At 70.6% G+C, this 18,914-nt stretch carries 18 protein-coding genes and 1 pseudogene; 10 read left to right on the forward strand and 9 right to left on the reverse strand.

The window, feature by feature from the left end:
• Positions 1–77 precede the first annotated feature (77 nt).
• From AC24FB_RS05380 to metG, 3 genes are all read right to left on the reverse strand, one after another.
• On the reverse strand, positions 78–1,136 hold the full coding sequence (locus AC24FB_RS05380; protein WP_425714722.1) for a resuscitation-promoting factor: 1,059 nt from the start codon (positions 1,134–1,136) through the stop codon (positions 78–80).
• A gap of 328 nt (positions 1,137–1,464) precedes the next feature.
• Positions 1,465–2,433, reverse strand: coding sequence for a TatD family hydrolase (locus AC24FB_RS05385; RefSeq protein ID WP_425714721.1), 969 nt, complete (start codon positions 2,431–2,433; stop codon positions 1,465–1,467).
• On the reverse strand, positions 2,430–4,289 hold the full coding sequence (metG, locus tag AC24FB_RS05390) for a methionine--tRNA ligase (protein WP_425714720.1): 1,860 nt from the start codon (positions 4,287–4,289) through the stop codon (positions 2,430–2,432). Before metG ends, AC24FB_RS05385 begins: the two co-directional genes overlap by 4 nt.
• 130 nt (positions 4,290–4,419) lie before the next feature.
• Here metG and AC24FB_RS05395 point away from each other — a divergent pair, with 130 nt between their 5' ends.
• Positions 4,420–5,031: an isochorismatase family protein gene (locus AC24FB_RS05395; protein ID WP_425714719.1), complete on the forward strand. Its 612-nt coding sequence runs from the start codon at positions 4,420–4,422 to the stop codon at positions 5,029–5,031.
• Positions 5,032–5,347: 316 nt separating this feature from the next.
• A pseudogene (locus tag AC24FB_RS05400) lies at positions 5,348–6,148 on the forward strand (IS256 family transposase); the annotation flags it as partial.
• A 419-nt stretch (positions 6,149–6,567) separates the two neighbouring features.
• On the opposite strand, the gene AC24FB_RS05405 reads toward AC24FB_RS05400, so the two are convergent.
• From AC24FB_RS05405 to AC24FB_RS05430, 6 genes are all read right to left on the reverse strand, one after another.
• The gene (locus AC24FB_RS05405) at positions 6,568–7,143 is read right to left on the reverse strand and encodes a TlpA family protein disulfide reductase (protein WP_425714718.1); all 576 of its coding nucleotides are present in this window, start codon (positions 7,141–7,143) and stop codon (positions 6,568–6,570) included.
• Positions 7,140–7,847 carry a copper resistance CopC family protein gene (locus tag AC24FB_RS05410; RefSeq protein WP_487561163.1) on the reverse strand — a complete coding sequence of 236 codons (708 nt, stop codon included), beginning with the start codon at positions 7,845–7,847 and terminating at the stop codon, positions 7,140–7,142. Before AC24FB_RS05410 ends, AC24FB_RS05405 begins: the two co-directional genes overlap by 4 nt.
• Before the next feature lie 83 nt (positions 7,848–7,930).
• Positions 7,931–8,722, reverse strand: coding sequence for a M23 family metallopeptidase (locus tag AC24FB_RS05415; protein ID WP_425714715.1), 792 nt, complete (start codon positions 8,720–8,722; stop codon positions 7,931–7,933).
• A 464-nt stretch (positions 8,723–9,186) separates the two neighbouring features.
• Positions 9,187–11,160 carry a bifunctional copper resistance protein CopD/cytochrome c oxidase assembly protein gene (locus tag AC24FB_RS05420; protein ID WP_425714714.1) on the reverse strand — a complete coding sequence of 658 codons (1,974 nt, stop codon included), beginning with the start codon at positions 11,158–11,160 and terminating at the stop codon, positions 9,187–9,189.
• 280 nt (positions 11,161–11,440) lie between these two features.
• Positions 11,441–12,352, reverse strand: coding sequence for a cation diffusion facilitator family transporter (locus AC24FB_RS05425; protein ID WP_425714712.1), 912 nt, complete (start codon positions 12,350–12,352; stop codon positions 11,441–11,443).
• Positions 12,352–12,732 carry an ArsR/SmtB family transcription factor gene (locus AC24FB_RS05430; protein WP_425714711.1) on the reverse strand — a complete coding sequence of 127 codons (381 nt, stop codon included), beginning with the start codon at positions 12,730–12,732 and terminating at the stop codon, positions 12,352–12,354. Before AC24FB_RS05430 ends, AC24FB_RS05425 begins: the two co-directional genes overlap by 1 nt.
• A gap of 94 nt (positions 12,733–12,826) precedes the next feature.
• Here AC24FB_RS05430 and cmtR point away from each other — a divergent pair, with 94 nt between their 5' ends.
• From cmtR to AC24FB_RS05470, 8 genes are all read left to right on the forward strand, one after another.
• Complete coding sequence (gene cmtR / locus AC24FB_RS05435; RefSeq protein ID WP_425714849.1) at positions 12,827–13,186, forward strand: Cd(II)/Pb(II)-sensing metalloregulatory transcriptional regulator CmtR; 360 nt, start codon at positions 12,827–12,829, stop codon at positions 13,184–13,186.
• The gene (locus AC24FB_RS05440; RefSeq protein ID WP_425714710.1) at positions 13,183–15,090 is read left to right on the forward strand and encodes a heavy metal translocating P-type ATPase; all 1,908 of its coding nucleotides are present in this window, start codon (positions 13,183–13,185) and stop codon (positions 15,088–15,090) included. The genes cmtR and AC24FB_RS05440 overlap by 4 nt, the downstream gene beginning before the upstream one ends.
• A 61-nt stretch (positions 15,091–15,151) precedes the next feature.
• The gene (locus AC24FB_RS05445) at positions 15,152–15,760 is read left to right on the forward strand and encodes a cadmium resistance transporter (protein ID WP_425714709.1); all 609 of its coding nucleotides are present in this window, start codon (positions 15,152–15,154) and stop codon (positions 15,758–15,760) included.
• Between the two features lie 97 nt (positions 15,761–15,857).
• A complete protein-coding gene (gene lspA / locus AC24FB_RS05450; RefSeq protein ID WP_425714708.1) occupies positions 15,858–16,370 on the forward strand; it encodes a signal peptidase II in 513 nt (170 codons plus the stop codon).
• Between the two features lie 107 nt (positions 16,371–16,477).
• Positions 16,478–16,927 (forward strand): methyltransferase family protein, encoded by a 450-nt coding sequence (locus AC24FB_RS05455; RefSeq protein ID WP_425714707.1) that lies wholly within the window; start codon positions 16,478–16,480, stop codon positions 16,925–16,927.
• A 64-nt stretch (positions 16,928–16,991) separates the two neighbouring features.
• Positions 16,992–17,654, forward strand: a complete 663-nt coding sequence (locus tag AC24FB_RS05460; RefSeq protein WP_425714705.1) for a DsbA family protein — start codon at positions 16,992–16,994, stop codon at positions 17,652–17,654.
• Between the two features lie 4 nt (positions 17,655–17,658).
• Positions 17,659–18,291: a vitamin K epoxide reductase family protein gene (locus AC24FB_RS05465; RefSeq protein WP_425714704.1), complete on the forward strand. Its 633-nt coding sequence runs from the start codon at positions 17,659–17,661 to the stop codon at positions 18,289–18,291.
• A 170-nt stretch (positions 18,292–18,461) separates the two neighbouring features.
• Positions 18,462–18,911, forward strand: coding sequence for a TlpA family protein disulfide reductase (locus tag AC24FB_RS05470; RefSeq protein ID WP_425714703.1), 450 nt, complete (start codon positions 18,462–18,464; stop codon positions 18,909–18,911).
• Positions 18,912–18,914 lie beyond the last annotated feature (3 nt).

The raw sequence follows: 18,914 nt of genomic DNA on the forward strand, positions 1-18,914 counted from the left end.
TGGGATGCGGCTCGGCGCTCGGTCTGCGGGTCGGGCGATCAGGCTCCGAACCGGTCGGGCGCTCAGACCCGGGTCGCTCAGTACCAGCCGACGCTCTGCGAGTGGCCCCACGCACCGCACGGGGTGCCGTAGCGGCCGGCGATGTAGTCCAGGCCCCAGGCGATCTGCGTGGCGGGGTTGGTCCGCCAGTCGGCGCCGTGGCTGGCCATCTTCGAGCCCGGCAGCGACTGCGGGATGCCGTAGGCGCCGGACGACGGGTTCATCGCGGTGTGGTTCCAGCCCGACTCGCGCTCCCAGAGGGAGTTGAGGCAGGAGAACTGGTCGCCGCCCCAGCCGCGCGAGGCCATCATGCTCTGCGCGATCGAGCGGGGGTCGCCGCCGGTGTACGCGGGGGCGGGCTCCTCGGCCGCGGGGGCCTCGGCCTCGGCCGGCGCCTCCGCCGCGGGGGCCTCCTCGGCCGGCTCCGCCTGGACGGGCTCCGGCTCGCGCTCGCGGGTGCCCACGAGGACGACCTCGTCGACCCGCTCGTCGACCGTGACGCTGGCGACGAGCTCGCGCGCGTCCTCCTCACCCTCGGCCGAGATCACGCGGTAGGTGTTGACGACGCGGCCGTCGACGCCCTCGGTCTGCACCTGGGTCTCGCCGACGTAGAGCTCGTCGGTCTCCTGCTCCGTGGTGCCGTGCTCGTCGACGACCTCCTCGGTGACCGAGTCGGTGGTCACGCGGACGATCTCGACGTCGGTGACCGGGCCGGCCAGCGGGGCGGACACGCGGTCGTCGGCGCCGATCTGGATGCCGGCCTCGTGCAGCGCCTCGTCGAGGATCTGCGCGGTGGTCGTGAAGGTGAGGGTCTCGCCGTCGACGGTCACGGTGTAGGTGGTGGACGCCTCCTCGGCGGCGTCGAGGGCGATGCGCTGGGCGGTCGAGCGACCGGCGGCGTCGACACGCTCGACCGGCTCGACGAGTGCGGCGCCCGCGGCGGAGCCGGTGCCCGGGTCCGCTCCGAGGCCGGCGTTCGCGGCCATCACGCCTCCGGCGCCGAGCAGCGCGACGCCTGCCAGCACGGTCGCCATGACCCCGCGCTGGTGCCGGCGGAACCGGTCGGCGCGGTTGGTGGACGTGGCTGTGTCGGTCACGGGGGGTCGATCCATTCGTTCAGGGGCCGGGGGCGTGACCGAACGTAACCGTTCTGTGATCTGACAACAAGGTCGTCACGGTGCTCTGAGGTCAAGGTCACGACGACGGCGCGCACCTCCCGGTGCGACGTGGCCCACAACGCGTGGTAGAGCGGGGATCGACGACGACGAACGGCTCGTGACGGCGACCCTGTCCGCGCGGGCCCGCGACCAGGGGACGTGACCTCGCCGTGACCGGGCCGAGGCCCTCCCCCGACACGCGAGACGGCGCGGGTCGGCGGCGGATTCCCGGCCGGACTGAGCCCCCCGACGTGCAGGACGCAGCACGTCAGGCCACGGATCCCCAGAACCCGCCGTAGACCTCACGGGTCGTCGCGGTCAGCCGCTCGCACAGCTCGGCGAGGTCGAGGCCGCGCAGCTCCGCCAGCGCCCGCACCGTCCGCGGGAGCACGTAGCTCGCGTTGGGCCGCCCGCGGAACGGGACGGGCGTGAGGTAGGGCGAGTCGGTCTCGACGAGGAGCTGCCCGAGCGGCACGAGCGAGATCGCCTCGCGCAGCGCATCGTTGCTCCTGAACGTCACGGGCCCGGCGACGGACACGTACCAGCCGTTCTCGGCGCACTGCCGGGCGAGCCGCTCGTCCCCGGAGAAGCAGTGGAAGACCGTGCGCTCCGGGGCGCCGTCGCGCAGGAGGATCTCGGCGACCTCCTCGTGGGCCTCGCGGTCGTGGATCTGGACGGGCTTGCCGAGCTCGCGGGCGAGCGCGAGGTGGTCGCGGAAGGCGGCGACCTGCGCGTCGTGCCCCCGCCCGGCGGCCGTGCGGTAGAAGTCGAGCCCCGTCTCCCCCACGGCGACCACGCGGTCGTCCGTCGCCAGCTCCGCCACCCGGTCGAAGGCCTGCGCGGGGGTGAGCTCGTGGTGGTCCCGGACGTCGGGCTCGAGGCCGTCGGGCGCCACGTCGAAGGCGCGGGCGTGCAGCGCCGACTCGTTGGGGTGGATCGCGACGGCGGCGGCGATCGCGGCGTGCTCGTGGGCGAGCGCGACGGTTCCGGCGAGGCTCGGGACGTCGCAGGCCACGCTGAGCAGCCCGAGCACCCCGACCTCCGCCGCGCGCGCGAGCTGGTCGTCGGTCGTCAGGGGGTCGGCGCCGCCGGGCAGCCCGGCATCGTCGGGGTCGAGCGGTGAACCGTCGGCCGCCAGCAGCGGCAGGTGCGTGTGGTTGTCGACCACGCCCGCCGGCAGCGGGTCGCCCGCCGGCGGGAAGCCCCGTTCCTTCTTCTTCCCGTTCTCCCCGCTCACGAGGCGGAACCGGCCGGACCGGCCGCCTCCGTGGAACCCGAGGCCGCCGCGGCCCCGTCCACGCCGAGGCGGTCGAGCTCGTCGGCCACCACGGCGTCGTCGAGCTTGGTGAAGATCGGCGACGGCTTGCCCACCGGCGCACCGACCCGCACGGGCCGGGTCGCCCACGGCGTGGGGCTCGAGTAGTCCCCGGTGATGATCGGGTAGCTGCGGTCGTTCTCGAGGTCGTCGACCTCCTCGAGGCGCGGCATCGGCTGGATGTCCCCGGTGCCGCCGATCGCCGCGTCGACGGCGTTGCTCGAGTGCGGGAGGAACGGCGAGAGCATGACGTTGAGGTCGGACACGGCCTGGGCGAGCGTGTGCAGCACGGTGAGCAGGCGCGGGCGCTGCTCCTCGCTCTTGAGCCGGAACGGCTCGGTCACCGTGACGTAGGTGTTGGCCAGGCCCACGAGCCGCATGGCCTCGGCGATCGCCGCGCGCTGCCGATGGGCGCCGACGAGCGCGCCGACGGTCTCGAACCCGGCGGCGATCTCGGCGGCCAGGGCGCGCTCGACGTCGGTCACCTCGGACTCGACGGGGGCGGGCACCTCGCCGACGTTCTTGGCGATCATCGACGCCGTGCGGTTGACGAGGTTGCCCCAGCCGGCCACGAGCTCGCCGTTGGTGCGCCGGACGAACTCGGCCCACGTGAAGTCGACGTCGTGGGCCTCGGGCCCGGCGGAGGCGACGAAGTAGCGGAAGGCGTCGACCTGGTACCGCTCGAGCATGTCGCGCACGTAGATGACGACCCGCTTGGAGCTGGAGAGCTTGCGGCCCTCCATCGTGAGGAACTCCGAGCTGACGACCTCGGTGGGCAGGTTGAGCTCGCCGAGGCGGCCGGCGCTCCCGCCCTTGGCGCCCTTCCCGGAGTAGGCGAGCAGCTCGGCCGGCCAGATCTGGGAGTGGAAGGTGATGTTGTCCTTGCCCATGAAGTAGTAGGACAGCGCCTCGGCGTCGTTCCACCAGGCGCGCCATGCCTCGGGGTCGCCGCTGCGGCGGGCCCACTCGACCGAGGCGGACAGGTAGCCGATGACGGCGTCGAACCACACGTAGAGCTTCTTCGTGGGGTTCTCGCGCCACCCGTCCAGCGGCACGGCGATGCCCCAGTCGATGTCCCGGGTCATCGCGCGCGGCCGGATGTCCTTGAGGATGTTCTGGCTGAACCGGATGACGTTGGGGCGCCACGTGCCGGCGGCCTCTCGCTCGTCGAGCCAGCGGCCGAGCTCCTCGGCGAGCGCGGGCAGGTCGAGGAAGAAGTGCTGGGTCTCGACGAACTTCGGCGTCTCGCCGTTGATCCGCGAGACCGGGTCGATGAGGTCGGCCGGGTCGAGCTGGTTGCCGCACGTGTCGCACTGGTCGCCGCGCGCGCCGCCCGCCCCGCAGATCGGGCACGTGCCCTCGATGTAGCGGTCGGGCAGGGTGCGTCCCGTCGACGGCGACACCGCGCCGTGCGTGGTCTGCTCGATGAAGTACCCGTTGGCGTGGACCCCCTCGAACATCTCCTGCACCACGCTGTGGTGGTTGCCCGCCGTCGTGCGCGTGTAGAGGTCGTAGGTCAGGCCGAGGGCGACCAGGTCCTCCGCGATGAGGCGGTGGTTCCTGTCGGCGAGCTCCTGGGCGGACACGCCGGCCTCGTCGGCGGCGATGAGGATCGGCGTGCCGTGCTCGTCGGAGCCGGAGACCATGAGGACGTCGTGACCCGCCATCCGGGCGTACCTGCTGAACACGTCAGAGGGGACGCCGAAGCCGGCGACGTGGCCGATGTGCCGGGGGCCGTTGGCGTAGGGCCACGCCACGGCGGACAGGATGTGGGTCATGCGCTCCAGGGTAGTTGCGCGGCGACGTGCGGGAGGTCTCACCTGCCCATGTGTCATTGCGGCGACTCGGTGGCAGGATGGCGCGGCATCGAGTTCACCCGAACACGATCAGTCGAACGGAGCACATGCCATGAAGGGCGACCGCAGGCGCCGCACCAGGCGCGCACTGCTGGTGGTCGATGTCCAGCCCACGTTCTGCGAGGGAGGTGCACTGGCGGTCGAGGGCGGCAACGAGATCGCGCGACGCGTGGCCGAGTTCGCCCGGACCCACCGCGACGCCTACGACGTCGTGGTCACCACCCAGGACTGGCACGTGGACCCCGGGGACCACTTCTCTCAGACACCCGACTTCGTGGACTCGTGGCCGCCGCACGGCGTCGCCGGCACGGACGAGGCCGAGCTGCACCCCGCGCTCGACGACCTCGCCCCGGAGGTCTCCCTGAAGAAGGGCGCCTACGAGGCCGCCTACTCGGGCTTCGACGGCGTGGACGCGGAAGGGCGCACGCTCGCCGAGATCCTCGAGTCGCGGTGCATCGAGAGCGTCGACGTCGTCGGCCTGGCCGAGTCCCACTGCGTGAAGGCCACGGCCCTGGACGCACGACGACTCGGGCTCCCCGTCCGGGTCCTCACCGACCTCACCGCGCCGGTCTCGCGCGAGCTCGGGGAGATGGCCCGCGAGCTGCTCACGGCCCGCGGGGTCGAGCTCGTGGAGTCCGGGCTGCCCGTGGGCGTCCGCGGCTGACGCTGCTGCCCGAGACCCCGCGCGCTCTCCCGAAGGACCACTCTTTCGTCGAACACACGGGTTGTGTCAGCCCGCGCGCGCATTCCTCGTCGAACACACGGGTTGTGTCACGAGAACACCGACGGGGTCGGTGTTCTCGTGACACAACCCGTGGCCTCGATGCGCGAGAGGGGTGGAAGCGTGAGCAATGATCGGAACCTGTGGATGGCTCTCGACGAGGTGGCGTGAAGCGGGCGCACCTCCCGGGCAAGATCTGAAGCCCATGGAAGTTCTGATCAGGGTCGGCGTTGACGCGCCGGCTCGGGAAGGTGCGCCCATGCTCAAGGTAGTCCAGGAGAGCAGCGAGACCAACGACGAGCAGGCCGTGGCGGCCGGCGGGTCGCTGCTCGATGAGATCGTGCGCGACGGCGCTCGGCAGATGCTGGCCGCGGCGCTGCGCGCCGAGGTCGCCGCCTACATCGAGGACCACGCATACGAGGTCGACGAGAACGGGCACCGCCTCGTGGTCCGCAACGGCTTCCACGCCCCGCGTCAGGTGGCCACCGCGGCCGGCGCGGTGCCGGTCCGCCAGCCGCGGGTCAACGACAAGCGCGTCGACGAGGACGGCGTCCGGCGGCGGTTCGCCTCGGCGATCCTGCCCGCCTGGGCGCGGAAGTCGCCGCAGGTGGCCGAGGTGCTGCCGCTGATCTACCTGCACGGCCTGTCGTCCTCGGACGTCGGCCCGGCACTGGAGCAGCTCCTCGGCACCAGCGCGGGCCTGTCCGCGGCGACGATCACCCTGCTGACCAAGGACTGGCAGGACGAGGCCGCCGCGCTCAACGACCGCTCCCTGGCCGACACGGACGACGTCTACCTGTGAGTGGACGGCATCCACCTCAAGGTCCACCTCGACCAGGACAAGGTGTGCCTCCTGGTGATGATCGGCGTGAGGGCCGACGGCACCAAGGAGCTCGTCGCGCTCGATGACGGACACCGCGAGTCCACCGAGTCCTGGGCCGACCTGCTGCGCGACTGCAAGCGCCGCGGCATGCGTGCCCCGGTGCTCGCCGTCGGCGACGGCGCGCTCGGGTTCTGGGCCGCGGTCCGCGAGGTCTTCCCCACCACCCGCGAGCAGCGACCACACGAAGTGCACGACAACTACCAGTTGCTTTCAACCGCCGCCTAACAATAGCTCGGCCCCTGTCCGAGAAACCCCGAGCAGATCACTCTGAGGTGGCGGGCCTCCGCGGCCGCGAGCAGGCCCTTGCACGGCTTCTATCTGCCGCAGCGGGCTCTGGGGTGCCCTTCGCAGCTCTCGCGCCTGACTGCTGACCCGCGACGGGGAGGGCGCCCGGCGAACGCCAGCCGTCGGATCGGCTGAAGTCAGTAGCGCGATGTCCTAGGGAGTACGTCGAGCTCCCAGTCGGTGGTGACGGTGCGGACGGCGGCGCCACGCACGGCTTCAGGTGGTTGCTCGAGTCGGACGTGGATGCGTCTCGGTCGCCGTTCTCAACCCGTGGCAGGGTGCGCTACCCACGAAGGTGACGGCGCCCGTGGTCACGCCTCGGCGAGGACGTCGTCGACGAGACCTCGGAGGATGGTCGGGTCGAACTGGCCGACGATGCGGGCGGCGATGCGGCCCTCGCGGTCGAGGACGACGGTCGTCGGCATGGCGGCCAGCGGGACGACACCCTCGAAGGCGGCGACGGCCCGAGCGCCCTCGTCGTGGATCGACGGATAGGGGATATCGAACGTGTTCTCGAACGCCTGAGCGGTGGCGGTGTCGTCGCGGGGGTTGACGCCGAGCATGGCGATGTCGCCGTCGTAGTCCACGGCCATCTGCGCGAGGTCGGGGGCCTCGACGCGGCACGGCGGGCAGGCGGCGTACCAGAAGTTGACGACGACCGGTTGCCCGCGCAGTTCCGCCAGGTTGATCTCGGTCTCGTCGTAGGTCGTGCCCGTCAGTTCCACCGACTCACCGCGCTCGGTAGCTTCCCAGGTGGTGAACGAGCCGTCGCCGGACTGATAGCCGGCGCCGACGGCTCCCGCGTCGGCCGAGGTCCCGGCCGGCGCGCATGCCGAGAGTGTGGCCGCCAGACCGAGTGCGGCGAGCGCTGCGGAGACGGCCCTCACGACGCGTCCCCTGCGGACTGCGGCTGGTTCCCCTGCCGGCGACGGTAGATGAAGACAGCGATCACGGCGACGACCAGGATGGCGATCGGTATGAGGATCATGACGGCGACGGGCCATCCTGATGATGGAGTGGTGGTCTCCGCGGCATCGGCATCGGCATCGGCATCGGCACCGGCGTCAGGGCTGGCCTCGGTGGCCGGCGTCGTCGGCCCTACGGTGGCGTCTGCGGTTGAAGCCTCGCTTGGTGCGTCATCAGGAACGGTGACCTGCGGGTCAGCGTCCGGCCCGCTGGAGGCCACTGTGAAGCTGTACCCGTCTTCGGTGCGGTGTCCGTCGGAGGAAACCACCGACCACAGTACCTCGTACGTCCCGTTCTCCAGGGCGGGGGGGAGGTCGAGGACGACTGATCGGCCCTGGACTGTCGGTTCGCCTTCGACGACGACCTCGCCGTCGGAGTCGGTGACGAGGATGGCCGCCGGGAGGTCGAGAACCTCGGCGCTGTAGGTCAGGACGATCTCGGTAGGTGCGGCGTCCAGCACAGCGTCCTCACCAGGCTCGGCGTCGATGATGGTGTCGTGGGCGGCTGCGCTCGTGGCCGACGAAACGATCATCGCGCCGAGGAAGGCCACAACAAGTGCCAGCAAGGACACGAGGGCGATGAGGCGGGCCCACACACGTCGCAGACGGTGGCTGGAAACGAACATGGGGGCACCATATGACACCGCGGACGCTAGCTGTCAGCCCACAGGTGTCGCTCGAGAGCCACGGCGGCCAGCGTCGAGCGGAGCTACGCAAGAGCGCTGATGTCCACGGCGTCCTGCCCCTGGAGCCAGGCGATCGGGTCGGTGGTGCTCAGCTCGTCATCGGTGTGGATCTCGAAGTGCAGGTGCGGTCCGCTGGACCTGCCGTTGGATCCGACGCCGGCGATGACTTCACCGGCGCTCACGACTTGGCCTTCCTGCACGTACAGGTCGTCGGCGTACATGTGGTTGTACCAGCTGTAGAACCTCTGCCCCTCGACCTCGTGGGCGATGACGATGATCATGCTGGACCGCCCATCCCGGCCCGGTCCCACGTAGTCCACAACACCGTCGGCGACGGCGTAGATCGGTGCGCCCATCGGCGCGGCCAGGTCGACACCCTCGTGAAACGTCGGCGCACCGGTGAACGGGTCGGCGCGTCCTCCGTAGACGGAGGAGACTCGGAAGGAACTCTGCGCCAAAGGCAGTACTACCGTCGGCGGCGGTTCTGCGGGCGCGGTGGCCCGCTCCTCGGCGGCCACCTCGGGACCGTGCGTCGCCGCCTCCGGGGTCTCGCCGTTGACCGGGTCTCGCTCATCTGACCTCGCCGCCTGTTCCTCAGTGCGCGCGGGTGGTGGCACGTCGGCGACGACCTTGTCCGGCGTCTGGGTCGGGATGAGGGACGCGAGCTCCTCAGGGCCGGCGAGGTCTGGACTGGTGGGCGGCGTGAACTGCGGCGTCTCGTCTGAGTGGGCGTGTGCGGGATCGACGCAGATAGTGCCCAGCATCGGCGCCACGACTGTCACGGCTGTCAGGACTGCGATGGCTGAGTACCGCATCGCTCCGCGCCGGTGACCTCGCCGGGACGGCGAGCGTCGCCGTGCACGCGGTGGCGCCGGCTCGGTCCGCATGTCACGTCGTGACACCGGACGGTCGTTCGCCTCCCGATGAACTGGTTCATGTTGACCGAGGGCCTGGGTCGAGCGCGTCTTGCGTGAGACCCGCTCCGGGCGAGGTGTCGCGGCGGCGGATCCCGGGCTCGAAGAGAGGTCGGCGGTGGCCCGCCTGCTTCCCTTATCAGTGGCGCGATGCCTGGGGCGCTTGCGGTCGCCCGCACGTAGTTCGCGGCGAGTCACCGACGGCGTCGACGACGGCGAGAATGCATCCGAAATCAAACAGTCTCCAAGCAGCAGTTCACACAGGTACGCTCACCGGCTCTCGCGGGATCACCGGAAGGAGTGTAACGGAAAGGTCACGGCACATGGTGTGGCATGCACCGCATCGCCCATGGGGCTGTGCCTGCTCATGCCCCCGCAGACGGAGCTCGGACGTTGCGCTCGGGCGCAAGGGGCGCGCGCATCCAGACAACGATGAGTGCCAGAGCCAGGACAAGCATTCCGGCCTCTCCGATACCCCACAGCACCAGCCCGCCGGTCCGCTGGTCGGCCAGGGCATCAACCCCCCAGCTCAGTCCGAGCTGGCCGAAGTGGTCGGCAGCCAGCAGTGCGGTGCTGGAGACAAGGCCCGCGCCGGCGACCGCGTAGAACACCATCGCGGCGATCGCTGCGGCCAGGCGAAGCGCGAGGGGCGCACGACGCCTGCGGCTGGCCAGGAGGGCATGAACCAGGACGGAGCCAGCCGCGACGATGTACACGATGGACAGCGCGTGCCAGACGGGGCTGTCCAGGGCGCCCGCAAACAGCGGCGAGGAGTAGAAGACCACGAGGAACGCGCCAACGTGGAGAGTGGCGACGACGGGGTGCGTGAGAAGCGCCACGACCCGTGAGTCTCTCACGGACCCCATCCACTCTCGCGGTCCACGAGAACCGTCGGCACGCGGCGGTAGTGCCTTCAGGGCCAGGGCGAGGGGCGCTCCGAGAACGAGCAGTATCGGCACCACCACGAGGAGGACCATCTGGTGAGCCATGTGGGCGCTGAATGAGACGCTCCCGTAGACCGCGACGCCGCCGTTGGTGGCCCAGAAGAAGAGGAGCACTCCTGCCACCCAGCTGGTCGTACGAGCTGCCGACCAGGACGCCCCCCCGCGATGAAGCCGCCATACCCAGGAGAGGTAGGCCGCCAGTGCGGCGAGGGCCACGAAGGCGGTCAGCGGATCCGGGCGCCACTGTGCGAGATAGGCCCATGCTGTCGGGGCCGGGGGTTCAGGGTATCCGGTCAGCAGGTAGACCAGGCTGGCATCGACAGGTGGCTCCTGTGGTTCTGGTGGCGCGGAGGATCCGAGGGCCACCGCCACGCCGATCACCGCGCCCATGATGAGGACCTCGACCCCGGCCAACCGCCAGAACGCCCACCCGGCCCCCCCGCTCGGGGCGCGCGCCTGCCGGATCGCCGGGATGGTCTTCATGCGATGAAGCCAGCCTGCCAGGCCTAGCGCCACGGTCAGGATCACCTTGATCAGGATGAGCTGACCGTAGGGGTGCACGAACAGGTCCAGCGGCGTGGAGAGCCGGATCCACGCATTCGCCGCGCCGGCAACGGTCGCAACCGCAAAGGCCCAGAACGCAATGCGGGAGTACCGCTGAGTGACCTCCGCCAGGCCGGGTCCGATCCGGGAGGCGACCACGCACAGGACGCCCAGGCCCCCGACCCAGATCGCGACAGCTGCTACGTGCAACCACCACGAGGTCACAGCGAAGTCGTGGTTGGCCGCACCGGCGGCATGACCGGTCACTGAGACCGGTGAGAACGCGGCGATGGCCAGCACGGCGGCCCAGGCCGCCGACGTGTGGCCACCGATCGCCGCGGCCGCAGGTGCGACGGCCGCGGCCAGGAGAGTGGCCACACCCAGGTACCGGCCCATGTCGATCTGTGTGACGAACTGGATGAGCTGAGCACCGTATCCAGGCCCGTCGATCACCGTATCGAACGCCGCGGCATGGGTCAGGAGCAGGTGCGCCAGCTGCGCCAGTGCCCACACGGCTGCGGCGATGACGGCGATGTTGGCCACGCGCCGCCACGTCGGATCCTCGGGCACCGTGGCCGGACGGTCCGCGAGCGAATGATGACCACCAACGTCCTGCGCCGGCCCGGGCGTGTCGCGAGGCAGGACCACCGCGCACAGCACGAGCGCTCCGATCGCCACGGTCGCGGCTACGCGAGCCAGTGCGGTCACAAGTGGCAGGCCCCACCGCACCAGGGGACCGGGGTCGATGAGCTCGCGCGGAGCGGCCGCTCCACTGAGCGTGAGGCCCGCCACCATACCCACGACCACCAGCGGCAGGGCGGCCACCGCCCACGGCCACGCCGATCTGGCCACCGGCGTCCTCCCCGGGGGGAGACTGTCGAGCGTGCTCCTCGTCGGGGCGGTGCGGCCACCGCGCTCCGTCACCGCACCACCGTGGTCGCGGTCATCGCCACGGACGTCAGCGCGATCAGGTCGGCGCCGAGCCGCGCCACGAAATACCGAGCCCGGCCCGGTCGTCGGCCGTCACCGGGCCGAGGACCTCTGCCCTGCCGTGCTGCCATCGCGGACTCCTTGACATCGGCTTGAAGTTGAAGGTGCGTATCCCCACGCGCGAATGCTCGTGTTCTGGCTGCTACCAGCTCAGGTCGTGACAGCCGCCGCCGGCAACTGGTTCGACCTGCAAGGTGGCGTGGTCGATACCGTAACGATCACGCAGCACCCCGTGGGCGCCGGCAAGGACAGTGCCATGGTCGGCGCCTGTCTCGGCAACCAGGTGAGCGGTGGCCACGTTCATCCCCGACGTCAGGGTCCACAGGTGCAGGTCGTGGACCTGGGCCACGCCCTCGACCGCGTCCAGGGCGCCGGCGACATCCTCGGGGTCGATCCCCTGTGGGGCGTGCTGGGCCAGGACCGCCACCACCTGCCGGCCCAGGACGACCGCCCGGATGATGACGAAGACGGCGATGAAGGCCGCGACCACGATGTCCCAGATCGGCTGGCCGGTGAGGATGATCAGGACGCCGGCGACCATGACGCCCACCGACCCGGCGGCGTCGGCGATGACCTCGTAGTAGGCGCCCTTGACGTTCAGGCTCTCCTTGGACCCGCTGCGCAGCAGCAGCATGGAGGCGATGTTGATCACCAGGCCGGCGAACCCGACCGCGAGCATCGCCCCGGAGGCAACCTGCGGCGCATCGCCCAGCCGGCTGATGGCCTCGACCACCACATACACCCCGACCGCGAGCATCGCCAGCACCGCCAGGCCCGAGGCGAACACCTCGGCCCGGTAGGAGCCGTAGGTACGCCGGCCCGTGGAGTCCGGGCGACTCGCGATCCGGGTGGCCAGCAGGGCCGCACCCAGCACCACCACGTCCGCGGCCATGTGCCCGGCATCCGACAGCAGCGCCAACGACCCCGACACCAGCCCCGCGACGAGCTCGATGAGGAAGAAGCTGGCGGTCAGGGCGAACGCGCCGGCCAGCCGCCGGCGGTAACGGCCACCGGCGTGCCCGGCCGTCGGGGCGTGGCCGTGTCCCGCGCCCATCAGATCTGCCCCTCGTGCCGGGTGTGCTCCCGGGAGACGTCCAGCAGCATCCGCACGTGAGTGTCGGCCAGGCGGTAGTACACCATCCGCCCCTGGCGCCGGTTGGCTACCACCCCAGCGGTGCGCAGCACCCGCAGCACCTGGGACAACGACGCCTCCGGGACGTCCACGACGGCGGCCAGGTCGCACACGCACAGCTCGCCCGCCTCCAGCAACGCGTACAGCACCCGGGCCCGTCGCGGGTCCCCGAGCAGCTTGAACAGCGCGGCCAACCGGCCGGCCTCACCCTCGTCGGGGATCTTCTCCCGGGTCAGCGCCACCTTCTCCGGGTGATGAGCGGTGGCGACCTCACAGGCATCCGATGCCAACGCAACACTCATAGTATGACCATACACCTATAGAGATATGCAGGTATTGCGCGTGGCGAGCACCCGCGCCGACCGGAGAGTTCAGCGCCTGCTGTATGGTCAGCGCATGCTGACTATTGCTTCGCGGCTGGACGTGATGAACCGCTTGGGTCGGTCGATGGCCGACCCCACCCGCTCCCGGATCCTCATGACGCTCCTCGAGGGGCCGAGCTATCCGGCGGTGCTCGCCCGCGACCTGGGCCTGACCCGATCGAACGTGTCGAACCACCTCACCTGCCTGCGGCATTGCGGCATCGTCGTGGCCGAGCCCGAAGGCCGCCAGACACGGTATGAGATCGCCGACCCGCACCTGACGGCAGCGCTGACCGCGCTGGTCGAGGTCACTCTGGCCGTCGATGAGAACGCGCCGTGCGTGGATGCCACCTGCACGGTGCCCGGCTGCTGCCCGAGCGGGACCGTCGCATGAGCGCGACCACCCACGCCCCCGTCGAGCAGCACGAGAGCGACGACGAGCACGAGGCCCCGTGGTGGGGTGACCGTGCCGTCATGATCCCCGTCGCCTCGGGGGCAGCGTTCGTCGCCGGGGTCGCCTGTGAGTGGACCGGCGCCCCGACAGCGGCGCTGGTGCTGTTCTGGGTCGGCCTGCTGCTGGGGGCCTCCACGTTCGTTCCCGGTGCGCTGCGCAAGCTCGCCACCGGCAAGCTCGGCATCGCGCTACTGATGACGATGAGCGCCACCGGCGCGGTCATCCTGGGACACGTGGAGGAGGCCGCCGCCCTGGCCTTCCTCTACTCCATCGCCGAGGCCCTCGAAGACCGCGCCATGGACCGGGCACGCGCCGGGCTACGCGCGCTGCTCAAGCTCGTGCCCCAGAGCGCCACCGTGCTCACCCACGGCAAGACCGTGACCGTCCCGGCGCGTGACCTGACCCCCGGGCAGGTCATGGTCGTCAGGCCCGGTGAGCGGATCGCCACCGACGGCATCGCCCGGACCGGTCACAGCAGCCTGGACACCTCCGCCATCACCGGTGAGTCCATCCCCGTCGAGGTCGGCCCGGGCGCCGAGGTATCCGCCGGGGCGATCAACACCGCCGGGGTCCTGCGGGTGGAGGCGACCGCACCCGGCACCGACAACTCCCTGACCACCATCGTGAGCCTGGTAGAGCAGGCCCAGGCCGAGAAGGGACAACGCGCGCGGCTCGCCGACCGCATCGCCCGCCCCCTCGTGCCCGGCGTCCTGGTCCTGGCCGTGCTCGTCGCCGTCATCGGCTCCCTCGCCGGTGACCCGCAGACCTGGATCACCCGCGCCCTGGTGGTGCTCGTGGCCGCCTCACCGTGTGCGCTGGCGATCGCGGTGCCCATCACCGTGGTCTCCGCGGTCGGTTCGGCCAGCAAGTTCGGCGTCATCATCAAGAGCGGCGCGACCTTCGAACGCTTCGGCGACATCAGACACGTCGCCTTCGACAAGACCGGGACCCTGACGGCCAACCGGCCCACCGTCACCGCTGTCGTCCCCACCACCGATGGCACCGAGGAGCGGGTCCTGGCCTGGGCCGCCGCGCTCGAGCAGCACAGCACCCACCCGCTCGCCGCCGCCATCACCCAAGCCGCCCCCGCAACCCCCGCGGCCCAGGGCATCACCGAGGAAGCCGGCCTCGGCATCCACGGCTCCGTCGACGGCGTCATGATCAGGGCCGGCAGCCCGCGCGGGGTCGACCCCGGCCACCTCACCGAACGGGTCCGTGACCTCGAATCGCAGGGGATGACCGTCGTTGTTGTCCACCGCGACGGCACGGTCGCCGGGGCGATCGGGGTGCGTGACGAGCTGCGTCCCGAGGTCCCCGAGGTCATCAAGACCCTGGCGGGCCAGGGCATCGGCGTCACGATGCTCACCGGGGACAACGAGCGGGCCGCCCGCGCGCTGGCCGCGCAGGCCGGCATCAGCGACGTCCGCGCCGAACTGCGCCCCGAAGGCAAGTCAGCCGCCGTGGACGAGCTCAGCGCCCGCCGGCCCACCGCGATGATCGGCGACGGCATCAACGACGCCCCGGCCCTGGCCGCGGCCGATGTCGGGATCGCGATGGGGGCCACCGGCTCCGACGCCGCGATAGAGTCCGCCGACATCGCCTTCACCGGCCAGGACCTGCGCCTCCTGCCCCAGGCCATCACCCACGCCCGACGCGGGCGGCGCATCGTCAACCAGAACATCGTCCTTTCGCTGCTCATCATCGCCGCCCTACCGCCGCTAGCCGTCACCGGCGTCCTGGGCCTGGCCGCCGTCGTCCTCATCCACGAAGTCGCCGAGGTCCTGGTCATCCTCAACGGCCTGCGCGCGGCACGCACCCACCACACCACCACCCCCGGACACTGACCGCCCGCCGCGGGCCATCGTCGTGCACCGGCGGCAGCCGGCTGCGCTCTGAAAGGTACTCATGGAACTGCTCACCCCCGTCCTGCAGGCCATCGGCCTGTTCGTGGCCACGAACATCGACGACATCATCATCCTGTCCCTCTTCTACGCCCGCGGGGCCGGCCAACCGGGCACCACCCGCAAGATCCTCGCCGGCCAATACCTCGGCTTCGGCGGCATCCTGCTGGTCGCCGTGGTGGTCTCGCTGGGAGCTCGCACCTTCCTGCCCGAGGCCGCCCTGCCCTACTTCGGTCTCATCCCCCTCACCCTGGGCCTGTACGCGGCCTGGCAGGCGTGGCGCAACCGCGGAGATGACGATGACGACGACGAGGCCAAGGTCGGTGACCGCCAGGTCGGGACCCTGACCGTCGCCGCCGTGACCTTCGCCAACGGCGGGGACAACATCGGGGTCTACGTCCCCGTCTTCGCCACCGCCTCCACCACCGCCGTCATCGCCTACTGCGTCGTCTTCCTCGCCCTGGTCGGACTGCTCGTGCTCACCGCGCGGTACGTCGCCACCCGCCGGCCCATCGCCGAGGTCCTCGAACGCTGGGAACACGTCCTCTTCCCGCTCGTCCTCATCGGCCTGGGCATCGTCATCCTCCTCGACGGCGGTGCCTTCGGCCTATGAGGTCGCTGACGCTCGACGCATCGTTTGAAGGAGCAACCGTGAGCCCTCACGTGCAGGATGCAGGAGTCCACGCGACCGACACAGGAACGGCGGCCCCATGACCACACCGAATCGCGCCTCACCGAGGAGCGGCACCAGGGCCCGGGTCACCCTCGTCATCACCGTCGTGCTGCTGGCGGCGGTAGACCTGGCGGTGAAGGCGTGGGCCGGTGGGGCACTGGCCGACGGTCACTCGATGGACTTGGGGCCCATCGAGCTTCGGCTCGGTTTCAACGCTGGAATGGCCTTCAGTCTCGGCGATCATCTGCCAGCCGGTGTCGTGCTCGCCACCACGGGGCTCGCCATCGGCGCGCTGGCTGTTTTCGCCTGGCGTGCCACCCGCACCGCAACACGCTCAACGTGGTTGGCGCTGACCGTGATCATGGCAGGCGCGGTGGCAAACCTGATTGACCGTGCCTCCGACGGTGTCGTGACCGACTACCTGCACACCGGCTGGTTCCCCACCTTCAACCTCGCGGACGTCTACATCACTGGTGGGGCCATAACCCTGGTGCTGGTAGCCCTCACCAGCGGCGACAGGACCGAGAACCCGACCGCCGCAGAACTGTGACTCGACCCGAGGAGACCCATGGCCGCCGAGACCGCCGCCGCTGCGGCACTGACCCTGTACCTGGCCGGCTTGGCGGCCGCATTCGGCGCGCCTCCTGGCGCAGAGGTGTGGACACCACCGAGCGCACCGACCTCGTGACCTCGGGCATGTTCGCCGTGGTCCGCAAGCCCATCTTTACCGCCATGCTCACCGTCATGCTCGGACTGGCCCTGCTGGTCCCCACCGGCGTGACCGTCGCGGCGCTCCTCTGCCTGTTCCTGGCCGTGGAGATCCAGGTCCGCCTCGTCGAAGAGTCCAACCTGCTGCGTACCCACGGCCCCGCCTACACCCGCTACGCCCAGCGCGTCGGCCGGTTCCTGCCCGGTCTCGGCACGCTCGCGCCGCATCCCTCCCAAGCCGACGAACGACCTCGATCGCCTGAGCTGGTGGCGCTCTATCGGTGGGGCGGCGCCGACGACGACACCCCAGACCGGCGGCCCGGGCCTCACCAGGCCGCGCAACGCGGTGGCCGTGGTACCCGGGCGAGAAGGTACGGTACAGCCGACGCCGCACTATGAGACCTAGCCGCCGCACACCGCACCGACGAGCCGGTGGAACGCATCGCGTGAAGCAAGGATCCGAATGACCAAGAACGTGAAGCTGTCGCTGCTCCTCGTGGGCTTCTTTGCCGCCGTGGTGGCGGCCATCGTCTTCATCACCACATCTGGCTCCGGCCCACAGACCACGGCCAACGCCTCCAACGAAGGCGCCGCCGCACCGCTGGTGCGCGACGACAGCCACCACCTGTCCACCGCCCCCGACGGGCGGGTGACGCTGGTGGAGTTCATGGACTTTGAGTGCGAGGCCTGCCGGGCCGCCTACCCAACGGTGGAGCAGCTGCGCCAGGACTACGCCGGAGAGGTCACCTTCGTGGCCCGGTACTTCCCCCTCCCCGGCCACGTCAACTCCGAGAACGCGGCCGTAGCGGTCGAGGCCGCCGCCCAACAGGGCCAGTTCGAGGCGATGTACCACAAGATGTTTGAGACCCAGCCGCAGTGGGGCGACCAGCAGACCTCCCAGGCCGACCTGTTCCGCACCTTCGCCCAGGACCTCGGCCTGGACATGGCCACCTACGACCAGACCGTAGCCGACCCGGCCACCCTCGACAGGGTCCGCCAGGACATGGCCGACGGGGTGGCGCTGGGTGTACAGGGCACCCCCACGTTCTTCCTCAACGGGCAGATGATCTCCCCGGCCAGCCTCGAGGAGTTCAGCGCCCTCATCGACGCCGCGCTGGCCAGCTGATCAGATGTTGCCCCTGGCACCACCTCGCGGTCAGCGGGCCGCGGACAGCGCCACGCCCGGCCCGCCGCGCCATCTGACGGCGCTGCTGGTCGCGGCCGGCACGATCGGGCTGGTCGCTGCCGTGGTGCTCCTGGTGGAGAAGATCGCCCTCATCGCCGACCCCACCTACGTGCCCAGCTGCAGCATCAACCCGGTGCTGTCCTGCGGGTCGGTGATGAACACCCCCCAAGCCGATGCCTTCGGGTTCCCCAACCCCATCATCGGGGTGGCCGGGTTTGCGATCCTGCTCACCGTCGGTATGGGTCTGGCGGCCGGCGGCAGGTACCGGCGGTGGTTCTGGCTGGGCCTGCAGGCCGGGGTCACCTTCGGGGCCGGGTTCGTGCACTGGTTGATCTTCCAGAGCCTGTACCGCATCGAGGCGCTGTGCCCGTACTGCATGGTCGTGTGGGCCGTGACCATCCCCGTGTTCTGGTACACCACCCTGCACAACCTCAGCGCCGCCCACCTGCCCGCGCCCCGCGTCCTGCGCCGAGTTCTGCTGGAGTATCACGGGGTGCTCCTCACCGGCTGGTACCTGGTGATCCTGACGCTCATCGGCGCCCAGTTCTGGACCTACTGGCAGACCCTGCTGCCCTGAACACCACCAACCACGCGAAAGAAAAGTCTTCACCGATGCTTGACCATGCCCCAGGCCCAGGCCCAGGCCCAGGCCCAGGCCCAGGCCCAGCCCCAGGCCCAGGCCGCCGGGCTCACCGCAGCTGCGCACAGTCGCGGCGACCCGGCTTGCCCTGGCCACCCTCCCTGGCCATGTGGACCCCCGACCAGCGCGGTGAACCGATCGACATGACGGGTACCAGCTACCCCGGGGAGAGCATCGACCTGGTCAACTGGCTCGGGAACGTGGTCATGCGGAACTTCTGGTACGCCGCACGCCCCCCGTGCCGGGCCGAGGCACCAAACCTCAAGGCCATCACCGAGGACAACCAGGACCAGGGGGTGCGCATGCTGGGAGTCAACCCCCGTGACGACGCCGCCACCGCCCAGGCCTTCGAGCGCACCTTCAAGGTCCCTTACCCCTCCTTGCATGATCGGGACGCCCGTGCCGCGGCGGCCACGGGTGGGGTCGTGCCGCTGCAGGCCATGCCCACCACCGTCGTCCTTGACCAGCAGGGCCGGGTCGCCGCGCGCATCCTCGGCCAGTTCGACCGCACCACGCCGCGCGGCCTGATCGCCGACACCCTCGCCGAGAGGGCCTGAACG

It is taken from the genome of Georgenia sp. Z1344 (assembly GCF_057652375.1).